The organism is Nocardia sp. NPDC050712 (assembly GCF_040654295.1).
In the GTDB taxonomy this organism is placed as follows: Bacteria; Actinomycetota; Actinomycetes; order Mycobacteriales; family Mycobacteriaceae; genus Nocardia.
Genome location: NZ_JBFAHT010000006.1, coordinates 189,616 through 204,641 on the forward strand (window position 1 = coordinate 189,616; position 15,026 = coordinate 204,641).

Below are 15,026 nucleotides of genomic sequence, written 5' to 3' on the forward strand. Positions count from 1 at the left end.
GCGAACACGATTCGCCCGCCGCGACCTTTACCGTGTCCTCAGTCGGCGAGCCGGATGCCCGGCAGCGAGACCTTCGCGGCTTCGCGCAGATGCACCGAGGCGCGCTGCCAACGCCGGTGCGCGCGTTCGGGATCGGAGTCGATGAAGCTGGAGACCAGGATGCCGCGCAGCGCGTCCATCGCGGTGTAGACGAAATCCCGGGCATCCCGGCGGGTCACCTCGTCGGGCACGTACTGGGCCAGCGCCATCAGCACGGCATTGTTGACGAACGGCTCGACCTTGCCGGCCGCGGCGGCCAGCACCTTGTCGGTGCGCCCGGCCACCCACAGTTCCATCGCCGCGATGAACAGCGGGCCCTGGTGCAGCTCCCAGAGGAAGTCCAGCACGGTGGCGATGGGATCCGGCCCGGCCTTGATCCGGCCGATCTCCTGCATGGCGGCCTCGGTGCGGCGCTGCGCGAGATGACTGATGGCCGCGACGACCAGGTCGTTCTTGGATCCGAAGTGATGTACCTGAGCGCCGCGGGTGACACCCGCGCGCTCGGCGACGCGTGGCGTCGTGGTGCCCGCATACCCGAATTCGACCAGGCAGTCGATGGTGGCATCGAGCAGGCGCGTGCGCATCTCGCTGCTACGCTGCTCCTGCGTCCGGCGCGGCTGTTTCGCACCGCCCAATATCCTGGTCATCCGCGCATTCTAACACTTACATACAGATCTGTATGTTCTCAGGACGTCGAGCGCCGGGCGGTCCACACCGTCACGGTGAACAACAGCACGCCCGCCACGGCCAGGCCGGCGCCGACCAGCGCGGGCGCGGTGTAGCCGAACCCGGCGGCGATGACCAGGCCGCCCAGCCAGGCACCCGCGGCGTTGGCGATATTGAGCGCCGCGTGATTGAGCGCAGCGGCCAGGGTTTGCGCGTCGGCCGCGACGTCCATCAGCCGGGTTTGCAGGCCGGGCGCCAGGGCGGCGCCGGTGGCGCCGACCAGGAACGCGCCGATCCCCGCCGTGATCGGGTTGTGCGCGGCGGCCACGAAACCGGCCAGGACCACCGCCATCGCGACCATCGCGAGGAAGATCGCGCGATCCACGCCCCGGTCGGCCAGCACGCCGCCGATGATGTTGCCCGCGATCATGCCCAGGCCGAACAGCATCAGCACGATCGGGACCAGCGCGGCGCGCAGACCGGCCACGTCGGTGAGCGTGGTGGTGATGTAGGTGTACACGGCGAACATGCCGCCGAAGCCGATCGCGCCGACCGCCAGGGTCAGCAGCACCTGTGGGCGGCGCAGCGCGCCCAGCTCGGTGAGCGGGCTGGTGGTCTTGAATCCGGTGAGTTCCGGGACGGCGGCCATGATCGCGGCGATGGTGGCCACACCGATCACGGCAACCACCAGATACGCGTCGCGCCAGCCCAGATGCTGGCCGAGCCAGGTAGCGCCGGGAACGCCGACAACGTTGGCGGCGCTCAACCCGAGCATAACCGCGGCGACCGCCTTGGCGCGCTGCCCCACCGGCGCCAGGCTCGCCGCGGCCAGCGAGGCGACACCGAAGTACGCGCCGTGCGGCAGCCCGGAGACGAACCGGGCGGCGAGCAGAGTCTGGAAGGTCGGGGCGAAGACCGTCGCGGCATTTCCGAGGGTGAAGGCCACCATGAGCAGCACGAGCAGGCGTTTGCGTGGCATCCGCGCGCACAGGGCCGCGATCAACGGCGCGCCGACCACGACGCCGAGCGCGTACGCGGAGACCGCGTGCCCGGCCGTGGGCTCGGACACATCCATGGCCTCGGCGATATTGGGCAGCAAACCCATGGACACGAACTCGGTGGTGCCGATCCCGAATCCGCCCAGCGCGAGCGCCAGCATGGCGGGAACGTGCCAGGTCGTCCGCTCGGCCTCGGGCGGAGCGGTGGCTGCGGTCGGCGTAGTCACACAGGGGTCAACTACTCGGCCGCCGGATTCGCTCCCCGGCTGCCCGGTGAGCTTGCCCACGTGTTGCCCCGAGCGGGACTAGACGCCCTCCGGAAAGCCGATCTGCCGCCACGCCTCGTAGACCGCAACGGCGGCGGCGTTCGAGAGATTCATCGAACGCCGGCCCGGCAGCATCGGGATGCGCAACTGCGCGGTGAGCAGCGGATCGTCGAGCACCTCGGCAGGCAGGCCGGTGGGTTCGGTGCCGAACAGCAGCACGTCACCGATGCGGTACTCGACATCGGTGTAGTGCGTGGCGGCCTGGGTGGTGAACGCGAAAACCCGCTCGGGCCGCAGCGCCGCCCACGCCGCCGCCAGGCTCGGATGCACCGTCACCGAGGCCAGATCGTGGTAATCCAGCCCGGCCCGGCGCAGCTTGGCCTCGGACAGATCGAATCCGAGCGGTTCGATCAGATGCAGTTCGCACCCGGTTCCCGCGACCATGCGGATCGCGTTGCCGGTGTTCCCCGGAATCGCGGGCTCATGAAACATCACTCGGAACACCCGGCCAGTCAACCAGGGCCGGATCCGGTTCTACTGCGCGGGCCGCTCCGGCAGCGCGCAGACCCCGCCCTCACCCATCCCGGTGGGACGCACGCCCAAGCCCTGGTTGATCCGGGCGCGCTGGTTCTCCCAGGCGATGGCGGCGGCCAGCTCGGCGAGCTGGGCCTTGGACAGGTGTGCGCGCAGCGCCGCGCGCGGTTCGTCCAGACCGATGGCCGGGGTGGCGGTCATGGCTTCGGCGAAGGTGAGGACGAGGCGCTCCAGCTCGCTGTAGGCGGTACTGGTCCGGTAGCGCGGCAGGTCGGCGATCTGCTGCTCGGTCAGCCCCGCCGAGCGCCCCAGCGCGGAGCCGATGTCGAGGCAGAACTCGCAGTTGATCAGACCCGCCACCTTCAGCTCCGCGAGTTCCTTGAGCTTCGGGTCCAGCCGGTTGCTGAAGATCAGCATGGTCTCGTACACCGCGACCGCGATGCCGATCAGCGGCCGCCGCAGCAACCAGCCGGGCAGATCGGACCGGTTCCGCTTGGCCTGCCGGAACGCGCTGGCGTAGTGCCGGATTCGCGTGAGTGCGCGCATCTACCTGTACCCCCATGTACTCGGTTTCGGTTTCCTCACCGTACGCCCGAACTACAGACGGTAGTAGCACCTGTGACCCGATAGGCTTTCGATCATGGCAAGCACAGCGCACAATCCGGCCGGATCCGGCCCGCCCGCACCGGGTTTCGCCCACGCGACGGTCGCCACCGGCAGCCGCATCGTGCATCTGTCGGGGCAGATCGGCGTCGACGAATCCGGTCAGGTGGTGCCCGGCGGTCTCGCCGCCCAGACCACCCAGGCGCTGATCAACCTCGGGCGTGCGCTCGAGGCGGCGGGCGGAAAAGCGGAGGACCTGGTGAGTGTCCGCTTCTACGTAGTGGACTGGGACCCCTCGAAATTCGAAGCGCTCGGCGCGGCGGGCGCCGCGGCCCGCGAGCACTACCAATTCCCGGAAACCACCGTCACCCTGGTCGGCGTGGCCGCGCTGTTCACCCCGGAACATCTCATCGAGATCGAAGGCGTCGCGGTCCTCGACTAGAGCGGTCTGCAAGAATCGGGGCGTGAGCGACATCGACTCCGCTGAACGGCACCCCAGCGGCACGGGCGGGCAATTCCTGCGCGTGCACCTGCCGATGGTGCTGGTGGCCGTGGTCGTCGCGGTGGCCGTGGTGTTCGTGGCCGGGGATCGCTGGCGCCGCGGCGCGTTCTTCTTCGGTGGCGCCACCCTGCTGGCGGCCGCGCTACGCCTGGCCCTGCCGACGGCGCGGGTCGGCTTGCTCGCGGTGCGCAGCAAGCCCTTCGACGTCGCCGCGCTGACGCTGCTGGGCTCGGCCATCCTGTTCATCGCCGCCACCATCAGCAGCCTCGGCGTGCAGTAGCGCGGCCACCGCGTCTACTCCGCTGAATTTCCCCCCGGTCCAGCGCTGGACCGCGTGCCGGGCCCGTGCCCGCTGCGGCGGCAGGCACGACGGCATCCCGTGGAAGCGGTGCACGCAAACCCCGCGCGAACCACGAGCCAGCGGATTCGTCACGCGCACAGCGCATCCCACGCTGCCGCCGGGAATGCGGCACCCGCGCACCGAACTCGGGCACAGCCTGCGGGTCCCGAGCCCGGGACCACCCGATTCGCCGGGACCAATATCAACCGCAGCCCGGCGGCGCGCCGCGCGGCAGTGAAATGACCTCCGAAGGTCAGTTGAGAGGCATCGCTGCGGCGACCATGCGGCGTATGGTCGAGCAATAGCCTGAAAGGGTGCCGTCCAGGACCTCGGCGGCCGGTCCAAGCACCGACCCAGCGTAGGGAGACGGCATGCCAGGCAACTTCGATGGCATCGACTGCGGGCTTTTTCCGCTGTGGACCGTCGCCGCCTACGTCCAGGGCAACGGCGCCGTTCCGGTCGGCACGGCCAGCGCCCGGGACCTGGCCATGGCGGCCGGCCTGGTGTGCGCGTATCTCCCTGTCCCCCAAACGGATTTCGCGGGCTACTACCTGATCGCCACGCGCAGCGATTCCTACGACGGCTACTTCACCAACGGCGCGGCGACCCACCGGTGGACCAGCACGGCCTCGCACGAAATGGACGGCTGGGCCGCCGGACCGTGGAGCGAACTCGAAACCACCTGAGCTAGCGGTGGTCCCGTGCCAGCCGCATGGTCTCGATCAGCAGCTTGGACACCGCGGCCGCCTCGGTGAGGAACCCGTCGTGCCCGTCGCGGGAGTGCACGACCTCGAGCCGCGCGCAGCCGGGCAGACCGTCGGCCAGCTCCTGCTGGGTGCGCAGCGGGTAGAGCCGATCGGAGTCGACGCCGCCGACCACGCACGGGACCGGCGTGGCGGCCAGCGCGGCCGCGATGCCGCCGCGCCCGCGGCCGACATCGTGCCGGTTCATCGCCTCGGTGAGCAGCACATAGGTGGCGGGATCGAAACGGCCGCACAGCTTTTCGGCCTGGTGCCCCAGGTAGCTCTGCACCGCGTACCGGCCGCCGCGCCACGGATCCTCGGCGCCCTGGGCGCTGTTCTCGAAGCGGTGGTCCAGTTCGCCTTCGGTGCGATAGGTCAGATGCGCGATGCGCCGCGCCAGGCCCATGCCGGTCATCGGCGCGCGGCCGGTGCCGTGATAATTCCCGCCCTGCCAATCCGGGTCGGCGGTGATGGCGGCGATCTGAGTGGTCTGGGTGCCGATCTGATCGGCGGTGGCGCGGGCGCCGACCGCGAGCACGAGCGCCGCGGCGACCCGGTCGGGGGCGGTGATCATCCATTCCAGCACCCGCATGCCGCCCATCGAACCGCCGACGACGGCGGCCAGGCGGTCGACGCCGAGCAGCTCCATCAGGGCGATCTCCGCGGTCACCTGATCGCGGATGGAGATCTCGGGAAACCGCGCGCCCCAGGGCTTTCCGTCCGGGGCGGGCGAGGACGGGCCGGTGCTGCCCTTGCAGCCGCCGAGCACGTTGGTGGCGATGACACACCACTCGTCGGTGTCGATCGGCGCGCCGGGGCCGACCATGCCGTCCCACCAGCCCGGTAGCCGGTGCAGCGAATCGGGAGCGCCGATCACGTGCGAATCACCGGTCAGGGCGTGCTCGACCAGCACCACGTTGTCCAGCGTGGGCGATAGCTCACCCCAGCGCTGCACCGCGAGATGCACATCGGGGACCACCGCGCCGTTCTCCAGGCGGACGTCCCCGATCGGGATCGTGCCCAGCCGGCCGTCCGGTGTGGGTAGCAGGCAGCGGGCGCTCGGTTCGGTCTCCACGGTCACGCCGTCGAGCCGTTCGCGCCGGCATACGCGGCAATGTGGCGGTTAACTTTTGCACACATCTGGGGGACCTCCTGAACAGCGCGCTTGCTCTCGTCTTTCGAAAGCCGGGTCATCACCCGGAGCACCCCACCGCTGCTGGAGGGTTGCCGACCAGCGAGCCGGGGCTTCGCGCTGGCACTCATGACCTAACGAACATGGTAGCTGGCGGGCGGTCAACGATTGAAATCACGTCGAGGAGATCACTGCCCGAATCGTTCGAATCGCCGAAAACGCGCCGGTGAGCGGCCTACTCGACGGTCGGGACGCAACAGAGCCGGCGCAGTTCCGCGAAGGCGCCGAGCACGGTCTTACGGGTGGCGCACGCCGCCGCTTCCGGCTCCCCGGACAGGATCAGTTCTTGGTCCTCGGCGAAGGCGATGTGGCACATCATCTGCCAGGTAGCGACGGCCAGGCGCACGGTGAGCGAGCCGGGTTCGATATCCAGGCGCTCGGCCAGCGCCTGCCCGAGCGGTTCGGACTTGCGGTCGTGGAATTCCATCGCCCGGGTGCTGACCGCCGGGCTGCTGGCCGCGATCCGCTGCATCTTCTGGAATCGGCGCAGCGAGATGGGCTCGGTCGCGTCCGCGCGCGCACCGGCCTCGACCATGTCCAGGAAGGCGTCGCAGAGGGCCTGTAGCGGGTTGCCGATCGTCGGCTGCGCGCGCAGCCGGGCGGCGACCGCCTGCCCGAAATCCTCGACCGGGCCGAGGATGATGTCCTCTTTGATCTCGAAGTACCGGTTCACGGTGCGCGGCGAGACGTCCGCCGCGTCGGCGATCTGCTCGACGGTGGTCGCCTCGAAGCCGTGCGCGTCGCACAACTCCAGCGCTACTTCGATGATCCGGGTCCGGGTCTGCTGCTTCTTGCGCTCCCGCAGACCGGTGGGCACTGCCCTGCCACCGCCCCGCACCGGTTCGGGATCGGCGGCGGCGTTGCCGGTCGATGAGTCGAGCATGCCGCCATGCTAACTCAGTTCATTCCACGTCCTGTCGGAATGAGTCAAATGTCGCACTGCGACATTTTTCCCTTGACGCCAAAAGTCGCACGATGCCAGGATCGTCCGCGTACTTCTGAAAAGCCAGGCCCAGACAAGGGAGAATCCCGTGACCCAATCCGCGCCGACGGTGGACGTCTCCGACGTCCCCGAGAAGCAAGGCAGCTCGGCCCGGTGGTGGGCACTGGGCGTGATCGCCCTGGCCCAGCTGATGGTGGTGCTCGACGCCACCATCGTCACCATCGCCCTGCCCTTCGCACAACGTGATCTGCACATCAGCGACGGCAACACCCAGTGGGTGCTGACCGCCTACACCCTGATCTTCGGCGGCCTGCTGCTGCTCGGCGGGCGCCTCGCCGACTACCTCGGCCGCCGCAAGATCTTCATGATCGGCCTGGTCGGCTTCGCCGCCGCCTCCGCGCTGGCCGGCCTGGCGCAGACCGGCGCGCAGCTGTTCGCCGGTCGCGGGCTACAGGGCGCGTTCGCCGCGCTGCTGGCCCCGGCGGCGCTGTCGCTGCTGTCGGTGACCTTCACCGAGACCAAGGAGCGTGCCCGCGCGTTCGCGGTGTTCGCCGGCATCTCGGCGGGCGGCGCGGCGATCGGCCTGATCGCCGGTGGCGCGCTCACCGAATACGCCTCGTGGCGCTGGACCCTGCTGGTCAACACCCCGATCGCGATCCTGGCCCTGGTCGGCGCCTTCGTCTTCGTGCTCAAGGACGTGCCGCTGCCCCGCACCGGCGGCTACGACGTGCCCGGCGCGATCACCGTCACCCTCGGCCTGATCGGCATCGTCTACGGCTTCAGCCGCGCCGCCGAGCACGGCTGGACCGATGCCAGCACCCTGGGCCTGCTGATCGCCGGCGTGGCCCTGCTCGCGGCGTTCGTCTTCATCGAAGCGCGGACCGCCAACCCGCTGCTGCCGTTGCGCATCCCCGGTGAGATCAACCGCGGCGGCGCGTTGCTGGCGGCGCTGCTCATCCCGATCGCCATGTTCGCGATGTTCCTGTTCCTGAGCTTCTACCTGCAGAACGTGCTCGGGTACACGCCGCTGAAGGCCGGTGTCGCGTTCCTGGCGTTCCCCGCCGGTATCGCCATCTCCGCGGGCGCCACCAGTGCCCTGCTGCCGAAGTTCGGTCCGCGCCCGCTGATGATCGTCGGCGCCGCGCTGGGCGTGCTCGGCCTGCTGCTACTGGCACAGCTCAGCTACGGCGACAGCTTCGCCACCAGCGTGCTGCCCGCGCAGTTCCTGATCGCGCTCGGCATGGGCCCGCTGTTCGTCGGCATGCAGGCCGTCGCGCTGCACCAGGTGGACGAAGCGGACTCCGGCGTGGCCAGCGCGCTGCTGAACGCGGCCCAGCAGGTCGGCGGCGCGGTCGGCACCGCCCTGCTCACCACCATCTCGGTACAGGCGGCCAAGGACTACGTGGCGGCCAACCCGGGCATCGACAACCTGGTCGCCAAGGCCTCGATCCACTCCTACGACGTCGCCTTCTACGTCGGCGCGGGCTTCTTCGCGGTCGCCATCCCGATCATCGCGTTCATGATCCGGGACAAGCCGGAGAACCTGATCGAGGGCGCCGAGGACGGCGTCAAGATTCCGGCCCACGTCTGATTCCGGCAATACGGTCCGCGTATCGCGAGCGACTCGCGATACGCGGACCTTGCCATTCTCAAATAATGGACAAAAGTACTAATGAGTAACTTTCGTCACCATTCTCACTCAGGGGTACTGGCGCACAGTGAGGTCGTTAGCAGCAGTACGCTTGTCTTGTTTGACCACATGACCCGCCGACCACGCGGGGCATATACGTTGTCTGTTGGAACAGCTGGCGCCCGCTCACAAGCGTGTTCGCCTGGCCGTGCAATGAGGGCACCATCCTTAGGAGGACACGCAGAACTATGTCCAAAAAGATCAAGGTTGAAGGCACCGTCGTAGAACTCGACGGCGACGAGATGACCCGGATCATCTGGCAGTTCATCAAGGACAAGCTGATCCATCCGTATCTCGACGTGAACCTCGAGTACTACGACCTCGGCATCGAGTACCGGGACAAGACAGACGACCAGGTCACCATCGACGCCGCCAACGCCATCAAGCAGCACGGCGTCGGTGTGAAGTGCGCGACCATCACCCCCGATGAGGCGCGCGTCGAGGAATTCGGGCTGAAGAAGATGTGGCGGTCGCCCAACGGCACCATCCGCAACATCCTCGGCGGCACCATTTTCCGGGCCCCGATCATCATTTCCAACGTGCCCCGGCTGGTACCCGGCTGGACGAAGCCGATCATCATCGGCCGGCACGCTTTCGGCGACCAGTACCGCGCCACCGACTTCAAGGTGCACCAGGCCGGCACTGTCACGCTGACCTTCACCCCGGAGGACGGCAGCGAGCCGATCGTGCACGAGGTCGTGAAGATGCCCGAGGACGGCGGCGTCGTCATGGGCATGTACAACTTCAAGCAGTCGATCGTCGACTTCGCGCGGGCCTCGTTCAACTACGGCCTGCAGCAGAACTACCCGGTGTACCTCTCCACGAAGAACACCATCCTGAAGGCCTACGACGGCATGTTCAAGGACACCTTCCAGGAGATCTTCGACGCCGAGTTCAAGACCCAGTTCGACGCGGCCGGGCTCACCTACGAGCACCGCCTCATCGACGACATGGTCGCCTCCTCCATGAAGTGGGAGGGCGGCTACGTCTGGGCCTGCAAGAACTACGACGGCGACGTGCAGTCCGACACCGTGGCCCAGGGCTTCGGCTCGCTCGGCCTGATGACCTCGGTGCTGCTCACCCCGGACGGCAAGACCTGCGAGGCGGAGGCCGCACACGGCACCGTCACCCGGCACTACCGGCAGCACCAGCAGGGCAAGCCGACCTCGACCAACCCGATCGCGTCGATCTTCGCCTGGACGCGTGGGCTCGAGCACCGCGGCAAGCTGGACAACACCCCCGAGGTGATCGGTTTCGCGCAGGCGCTCGAGGACGTCGTCATCAAGACCGTCGAAGGCGGCCAGATGACCAAGGACCTCGCGGCGCTCGTCGGCGGGGACCAGGGCTACCTGAGCACCGAGGAGTTCCTCGGCGCGCTGGACGTCAACCTGGCTCGCGCACTGCGTCAGTGAACTACCGCCGGGCCGAGCTGAGACGCTCGCCCGGCAACCCCGGCGCTGGGAACGCACCCAGCGCCGGGTCGAACGGAATCGGGCACCCGCCCACCGCTGCCGGTGAACGGGTGCCCGGACTGTTTTCCGGCGGGGCAAGTTTTAGCAGACGTTAAAGATCCACCGAATGCGCTGTCGCGGAGGGATTTCGGCGGTCCATCATCGAGTGATTCGACCTCGAGCATCGGAGCACCGTGCCTACCTCCACGATTACCGCGGCCCCCGGAAGTATCCCGCTGCTCGGGCACGCGCTGCGCCTGCACGATGATCCGCTCGGCTTCTTCGAGTCGATGCGCGAGTACGGCGAGATCGTGCGGATCCGGCTCGGATCCCAGGACGCCTACGTCCTGAACTCGCCCGAGCTGATTCGCGAAGTGCTGGTCGCCAAGGCCCGCGAGTTCTCGAAAGGCACCCAGATCGAGGGCGCCCGAGATCTTTTCGGCTACGGCCTCGTGAGCTCGGAAGGCGCGACACATCGGCGGCAGCGGTTGCTGATGCAGCCGGCCTTCCGGCGCGACCGGATCGCCGAATACGCGCGCACGATGCGATCCGAGATCGTCGCCCAGACCGGTGGCTGGAGCGACGGCGACGCATTCGACATCCGTGTCGAGATGACCACGCTGGCGTTGTCGGTGGCCGCCAAGACGATGATGTCCTCGGAGCTGGGCGACGGTCTGGTGACCGCGATGAAGCAGAGCCTGCCTCGTCTCCTCGAACTGCTCTATCGGCGAATGATCAACCCGCTGCCCAGGCTGAACGCCCTGCCGCTGCCGCGAAATCGTGAGTACGCGCGGATTCTCGCCACCTTGCACCCGATGATCGACGCGGTGATCGCCGACTACAAGAGGCACGAGGTCGAGCACGACGACCTGCTGGGCGCGCTGCTGCGCGCGACGGATCCCGAGACCGGGGCCACGCTCTCCGACACCGAAGTCCACGATCAGATCACCGCGATCCTGGTCGCCGGGTCGGAAACGACGGCGGCCACGCTGTCCTGGGCGTTCCACCTGTTGACCGAGCATCCGGAGGTGGAAGCGCGGTTGCACGCGGAGCTCGACGACGTGCTCGACGGCCGTCCCGCGGAATACGCCGATGTCCGGCGGCTTCCCTACACGGCGCAGATCGTCAGCGAGACCCTGCGGCACAGTCCCCCGGCTTGGCTGATCACGCGCCGCGCCACTGTCGACGTCGAGGTGGGTGGCTACCCCATTCCGGCAGGCGGCTCGATTCTGATCAGTCCCTATGCGGTGCAGCGGGATCCGGCACTCTTCGAGGAACCGGCCCGCTTCGACCCGGACCGCTGGTCGCCCGAGCGGGTCGCCATGATTCCGCGAAACGCGGTGTTGCAGTTCAGCAATGGGCCACGCAAATGTATCGGTGACGTCTTCGCGGTGGTCGAGGCCACGTTGGCGCTGGCGACGATCGCGGGGCAGTGGCAGCTCCGGGTCCAGCCCGGGGCGCGGTTCGAAAAAGTGGCGGCCAGCACCTATACCCCGCGCAACCTGTCCATGGCGGCGCGGAAGCGGCGCGGTTGATCATGCGGGCGTGTTCCATCTGTAGCCGTAGCCGCGCACCGTGCTGATCAAACCGGGCCGGTCGAGTTTGGCGCGCAGCCCGCAGATGTGCACGTAGAGCGATTTCGACACGGCGACGAACGCATCGCCCCACAGGCGATCCATGAGTTGCTGGCGGCTGATCGTGACGTCCGGCCGCTCCAGCAGGATACGAAGTAGCTCGAACTCGGTGCGGGTCAACGGGACTGCCACGCCCGCGACTTCGACGCGGCGGACAGCCAGATCGATCCGGACGTCGCCTGCCACCAGCACAGCACTCGTGGGCGTGCCGTCGGCGACGCGTCGCGACAGCTTTTCCAATCGAGCCAGCAGCTCGCCGCGGCGCGGCGGCCGGACCATGCAGTCGTCGGCACCACCGCGCAGGCAGCGCACCGCGAGGCGCTCGCTGTCGCGGGCGAGTAAGACCATGACCGGTATCGCACTGACCTGTCGCAGCCTGCGCAGCAGCAGGATTCCCTCGTTCTCCGGGACGCCGAGATCGAGGATGGCGACATCGAAATCACGATGGGAAGTCAGCAGATCCGCGCCGCGTCGCTTGCGGTGCGCGGGCCACCCGTGCTCGCCGAGCGCGCCGATCAGCGCGTTGCCGACGCGGTCATCGCCCGATACCACGACCAGCCGGGCGGTCGGCCGGACCGTCATGCTCCGATCGGAATACACAGCCAAACCTCGTTTCGGACAGCACGGACTTCGCCGGAATGAGCTCGGATCATCCGATGATCAGTTACCGCAACGATTCTGGCGAGGACAGATCGCGCCGGTATGCTGCCAGCACGTGCCAATCGCCCCGCCATGATGCCGCAGAGGAGCGCGATGACTACCGATATCGCTCTCCTGCCCAAGGCCATCCTCGACGGCGCCGGCTTGACCGATCAGGCGCGGGGGCGGCTCGCGGCGGAAGCCGGCCTCCCCGGATGGGCGCTGGCCAGCCCGACCACGACGGTGTCGGGGCGGGTGCATCTGCGCCTCTGGGAGCTGATCGAGTACGAGTTCGACGACCCGGGCATGGCGCTTCGGATCGCCGACACCTATGTCCCGGGCCAGATGGGTGTGCACGACTATCTCATCGCGACCGCGCCGACCTGGGGTGCGGGCTTGGCGCGCAGCCGGCCATTTCTGAGCACTATCACGAGCAACTTCGCGTTCGCCCTCGTCGAGGAGGACGCGGACGACGACGAAGTGAGCATCGATATCGAGCTCCTCGACGGACACGGCCGCGGCCGCGAGTTGGCGATGCAATACGCCGCGGCTGCCAATACCGTGCGGGCCCGCCATATCACCGGTCAGCGAATCTGCCCGTCGCGTATCATGTTTCGCCAGCGCGCACCGAAGACCCATCGGCATTTCGCCGAGCTTTTCGGGACCGTGAACGTCGATTTCGGTGCGCCCAGCGATCGCCTCACTTTCCGGGCCGCCGATCTGTCGCTGCCGCTGCGCACCGCGGATCCCATGCTGGCCGCCGTGATGTCGCACTACGCGGAGGGTTTGGCGGCGCCCGCACCCCGGGCGACGACGTGGACCGAAGAGGTGCACCGGCAGTTGGTCGCGCTGCTCCCCGCAGGTGGCGCGACAGTCGATCTGGTAGCCCGGCGAATGTTGACCAGCCGCAGGAGCTTACAGCGGCGACTCGCGGAAGAGGGAACGACGTGGACCGCGGAACTCGACAAGGCTCGTCGGATCGAATTGCAGCGGTCCGCGCCCGCGGTCAGTACCACCGAACTGGCGCGGCGCCTGGGTTACTCGGACAGCCGGGCGCTGCGCCGGGCACTACGGCGCCTGCTGCCCTGATCCGGCGCGGTCCGCGGGTGATCTCGAAACGCTTCTAGCGGTTTCGACGAGCGGGCCCTTACGGCTGTTCGGCTTTATGGTCGCCCTGATCACCGGCGTCGGCACTCGAATCTCCTGTCGCCGCGGGGGTTACCGCGGGCCCGATGACCGCGGGTACGGCCGGGGTAGGCGTGGCGGTGCGGCGCGGCCGCTGGATCAGTTTCACCACACCCCAGACGACAGCGCCGAGCAGCGCCAGGAAGCCCAGCCACGGAATGGCCCGGCCGGTGAAGACGACCGCGTCCTGCAGCCAGTCGACCAGGGAATTCCAGCCCGCGACGATGCCGTCCCAGAAGTTGTCGGGACCGCCGTCGGAGTGCTTCGCGTCGGTGGTCAGGGAGATGGTGAGTGTGGACAGCGCGACCTGATCGTCGAGGTGCCGCTTCTGCGCGGTGAGGCTGTCGAGTTCGCCCTGGCGGCTGGACAGGGCCTGTTCGGCGGCGATCAGATCGGCGGTGTTGTTCGCGCCGGTGATGAGGGCGCGCAGGCGATCCACCGAGGCCTGCAAAGCCTTGATCCGGGCGTCCAGATCTTCCCACTGCATGGTGACGTCGTCGCGGTTGGTGCTGATCTCGGTGACCCGGCCGATGGTGCCGAGCCCGTCGATGAACGCGTCGATCTTGTCGGCGGGTACCCGCACCGTCAACGCGGCGCTGGGCTGATCGTCGTCGTCCTCGGTACCGGGTTGCTCGGTGCGCGAATCGATCCGGCCACCCGCGGCCGTCACCTGAGCGACGACCTTGCCCGCCGCCGCGATCGGATCCCCGGCGACGATCTCGACGTTGCCGGTGACAACCTCCTTGCGCGACAACGCCTCCCCGCTCGGCTGCTTGCTGTCACCGGGGGACTGCTCCCGGAACCCGGGCGGTGAAACGGCGGGCGCGGGCGCGGCGGTCGCGAACGACTTACCCGCGGAACCGGTGTCCGCGGCATTGTCGGAGCCGCAGCCCACCAGCAGCGTCAGGCCCAGCAGGCCGATGCACAGAACCGCAAGCTTTCGCATATCGGCAGCGTAGCGGCTGCGGTGGCGCGGGTCACTCGCCTTTTCCGGCCGAGTCGGCGGTCCACCGAGGGTCCCGGCCGGTAATCGCCACGATGCGGTCGAACAGGGGCGCGTCGCCGGGCAGCGCGACCGGGGGTTCCCACAGGTCCGGGAGCGGAGCCCGCGGAACGAACTCGGCGACGTGGTCGAGGCAGGCGCGCAGGGTGGACTCGGGCAGGTCGAAGGGCCGGGCGGTCGCGCGCGCCAGATCCCAGCCGTGCACCACGATTTCGGTGAAGGCGATGCGCGCCCAGACGGCGTTGGTGAGCGCGAGGCTCGCGGTCGGCGTCGTGCCCTCCCAGGCTGCCGGGTCGTCCCAGGCCGCGCCGAGCAGCCGGACCCGTTCGGCGAGCACGGTCCGATCGGCGGCGGGTTCGCTCGGCGCACTCTGCTTCCGAGCCAGCGAGGTGGAGCCGCGCACCACCACATCGACGTGCTCGACCAGATCCGCGACCTGGTACTTGCTGCACGGAGTGGGCAAGGTCAGCTCCGCGTCGGTGATCGCGATCAGCAGTTCGCTCATCGCGGCGCAGGCCGGCTTCAGATCGATCATTCGCGCTCCTCGGTTGGTACGGCTCCAGAACTACTGACCGCGCGGCACGCCGAAAGTCATCGA

At 68.4% G+C, this 15,026-nt stretch carries 16 protein-coding genes and 1 riboswitch; of the genes, 7 read left to right on the top strand and 9 right to left on the bottom strand.

From position 1 onward, the window contains the following. Window positions 1-38: 38 nt before the first annotated feature. From AB0H76_RS36405 to AB0H76_RS36420, 4 genes are all read right to left on the bottom strand, one after another. Entirely contained in the window at window positions 39-686 is a 648-nt protein-coding gene (locus AB0H76_RS36405; RefSeq protein WP_357331806.1) for a TetR/AcrR family transcriptional regulator, read from the bottom strand. A gap of 38 nt (window positions 687-724) precedes the next feature. After that, window positions 725-1,864: an MFS transporter gene (locus AB0H76_RS36410; RefSeq protein WP_357332210.1), complete on the bottom strand. Its 1,140-nt coding sequence runs from the start codon at window positions 1,862-1,864 to the stop codon at window positions 725-727. A gap of 144 nt (window positions 1,865-2,008) precedes the next feature. After that, window positions 2,009-2,473 (bottom strand): tRNA (cytidine(34)-2'-O)-methyltransferase, encoded by a 465-nt coding sequence (locus tag AB0H76_RS36415; protein WP_357331807.1) that lies wholly within the window; start codon window positions 2,471-2,473, stop codon window positions 2,009-2,011. 30 nt (window positions 2,474-2,503) lie between these two features. Beyond that, window positions 2,504-3,049, bottom strand: coding sequence for a carboxymuconolactone decarboxylase family protein (locus AB0H76_RS36420; RefSeq protein WP_357331809.1), 546 nt, complete (start codon window positions 3,047-3,049; stop codon window positions 2,504-2,506). Window positions 3,050-3,143: 94 nt separating this feature from the next. Between AB0H76_RS36420 and AB0H76_RS36425 the strand changes: the two genes are divergently transcribed. From AB0H76_RS36425 to AB0H76_RS36435, 3 genes are all read left to right on the top strand, one after another. Next, window positions 3,144-3,548 (top strand): RidA family protein, encoded by a 405-nt coding sequence (locus AB0H76_RS36425; protein ID WP_357331811.1) that lies wholly within the window; start codon window positions 3,144-3,146, stop codon window positions 3,546-3,548. A gap of 94 nt (window positions 3,549-3,642) precedes the next feature. Then, window positions 3,643-3,888, top strand: a complete 246-nt coding sequence (locus AB0H76_RS36430; RefSeq protein ID WP_357332212.1) for a DUF3017 domain-containing protein — start codon at window positions 3,643-3,645, stop codon at window positions 3,886-3,888. Window positions 3,889-4,319: 431 nt separating this feature from the next. Continuing rightward, entirely contained in the window at window positions 4,320-4,634 is a 315-nt protein-coding gene (locus tag AB0H76_RS36435; protein WP_357331813.1) for a hypothetical protein, read from the top strand. Window position 4,635: 1 nt separating this feature from the next. Here AB0H76_RS36435 and AB0H76_RS36440 read toward each other — a convergent pair whose 3' ends face one another. Further along, a complete protein-coding gene (locus tag AB0H76_RS36440) occupies window positions 4,636-5,772 on the bottom strand; it encodes a homoserine O-acetyltransferase (protein WP_357331815.1) in 1,137 nt (378 codons plus the stop codon). A gap of 75 nt (window positions 5,773-5,847) precedes the next feature. Then, a riboswitch (SAM riboswitch) is annotated at window positions 5,848-5,958 on the bottom strand. Between the two features lie 100 nt (window positions 5,959-6,058). Next, window positions 6,059-6,766: a TetR/AcrR family transcriptional regulator gene (locus AB0H76_RS36445; RefSeq protein WP_357331817.1), complete on the bottom strand. Its 708-nt coding sequence runs from the start codon at window positions 6,764-6,766 to the stop codon at window positions 6,059-6,061. Window positions 6,767-6,914: 148 nt separating this feature from the next. On the opposite strand from AB0H76_RS36445, the gene AB0H76_RS36450 reads away from it, so the two are divergent. The 3 genes from AB0H76_RS36450 to AB0H76_RS36460 all read left to right on the top strand — a co-directional run bounded on the left by AB0H76_RS36450 (window position 6,915) and on the right by AB0H76_RS36460 (window position 11,502). Continuing rightward, window positions 6,915-8,417, top strand: coding sequence for an MFS transporter (locus AB0H76_RS36450; protein ID WP_357331819.1), 1,503 nt, complete (start codon window positions 6,915-6,917; stop codon window positions 8,415-8,417). A gap of 287 nt (window positions 8,418-8,704) precedes the next feature. After that, window positions 8,705-9,928 (top strand): NADP-dependent isocitrate dehydrogenase, encoded by a 1,224-nt coding sequence (locus AB0H76_RS36455; RefSeq protein WP_357331821.1) that lies wholly within the window; start codon window positions 8,705-8,707, stop codon window positions 9,926-9,928. A 233-nt stretch (window positions 9,929-10,161) separates the two neighbouring features. Then, window positions 10,162-11,502 carry a cytochrome P450 gene (locus AB0H76_RS36460; RefSeq protein ID WP_357331823.1) on the top strand — a complete coding sequence of 447 codons (1,341 nt, stop codon included), beginning with the start codon at window positions 10,162-10,164 and terminating at the stop codon, window positions 11,500-11,502. Here AB0H76_RS36460 and AB0H76_RS36465 read toward each other — a convergent pair whose 3' ends face one another. Then, window positions 11,503-12,183 (bottom strand): response regulator transcription factor, encoded by a 681-nt coding sequence (locus tag AB0H76_RS36465; RefSeq protein ID WP_357331824.1) that lies wholly within the window; start codon window positions 12,181-12,183, stop codon window positions 11,503-11,505. Window positions 12,184-12,354: 171 nt separating this feature from the next. On the opposite strand from AB0H76_RS36465, the gene AB0H76_RS36470 reads away from it, so the two are divergent. Further along, window positions 12,355-13,329, top strand: a complete 975-nt coding sequence (locus AB0H76_RS36470; RefSeq protein WP_357331826.1) for an AraC family transcriptional regulator ligand-binding domain-containing protein — start codon at window positions 12,355-12,357, stop codon at window positions 13,327-13,329. A 58-nt stretch (window positions 13,330-13,387) separates the two neighbouring features. Here AB0H76_RS36470 and AB0H76_RS36475 read toward each other — a convergent pair whose 3' ends face one another. Next, a complete protein-coding gene (locus AB0H76_RS36475) occupies window positions 13,388-14,371 on the bottom strand; it encodes a DUF4349 domain-containing protein (RefSeq protein ID WP_357331828.1) in 984 nt (327 codons plus the stop codon). Window positions 14,372-14,402: 31 nt separating this feature from the next. Then, window positions 14,403-14,963: a TIGR03086 family metal-binding protein gene (locus AB0H76_RS36480; protein WP_357331830.1), complete on the bottom strand. Its 561-nt coding sequence runs from the start codon at window positions 14,961-14,963 to the stop codon at window positions 14,403-14,405. Window positions 14,964-15,026 lie beyond the last annotated feature (63 nt).

Coding starts and splice junctions, on each gene's coding strand:
- AB0H76_RS36475 (WP_357331828.1), bottom strand. CDS start 14,371: ATGCGAAAGCTTGCGGTTCTGTGCATCGGCCTGCTGGGCCTGACGCTG.
- AB0H76_RS36405 (WP_357331806.1), bottom strand. CDS start 686: ATGACCAGGATATTGGGCGGTGCGAAACAGCCGCGCCGGACGCAGGAG.
- AB0H76_RS36455 (WP_357331821.1), top strand. CDS start 8,705: ATGTCCAAAAAGATCAAGGTTGAAGGCACCGTCGTAGAACTCGACGGC.
- AB0H76_RS36470 (WP_357331826.1), top strand. CDS start 12,355: ATGACTACCGATATCGCTCTCCTGCCCAAGGCCATCCTCGACGGCGCC.
- AB0H76_RS36445 (WP_357331817.1), bottom strand. CDS start 6,766: ATGCTCGACTCATCGACCGGCAACGCCGCCGCCGATCCCGAACCGGTG.
- AB0H76_RS36465 (WP_357331824.1), bottom strand. CDS start 12,183: ATGACGGTCCGGCCGACCGCCCGGCTGGTCGTGGTATCGGGCGATGAC.
- AB0H76_RS36435 (WP_357331813.1), top strand. CDS start 4,320: ATGCCAGGCAACTTCGATGGCATCGACTGCGGGCTTTTTCCGCTGTGG.
- AB0H76_RS36430 (WP_357332212.1), top strand. CDS start 3,643: ATGGTGCTGGTGGCCGTGGTCGTCGCGGTGGCCGTGGTGTTCGTGGCC.
- AB0H76_RS36420 (WP_357331809.1), bottom strand. CDS start 3,049: ATGCGCGCACTCACGCGAATCCGGCACTACGCCAGCGCGTTCCGGCAG.
- AB0H76_RS36480 (WP_357331830.1), bottom strand. CDS start 14,963: ATGATCGATCTGAAGCCGGCCTGCGCCGCGATGAGCGAACTGCTGATC.
- AB0H76_RS36410 (WP_357332210.1), bottom strand. CDS start 1,864: ATGCTGGCGCTCGCGCTGGGCGGATTCGGGATCGGCACCACCGAGTTC.
- AB0H76_RS36425 (WP_357331811.1), top strand. CDS start 3,144: ATGGCAAGCACAGCGCACAATCCGGCCGGATCCGGCCCGCCCGCACCG.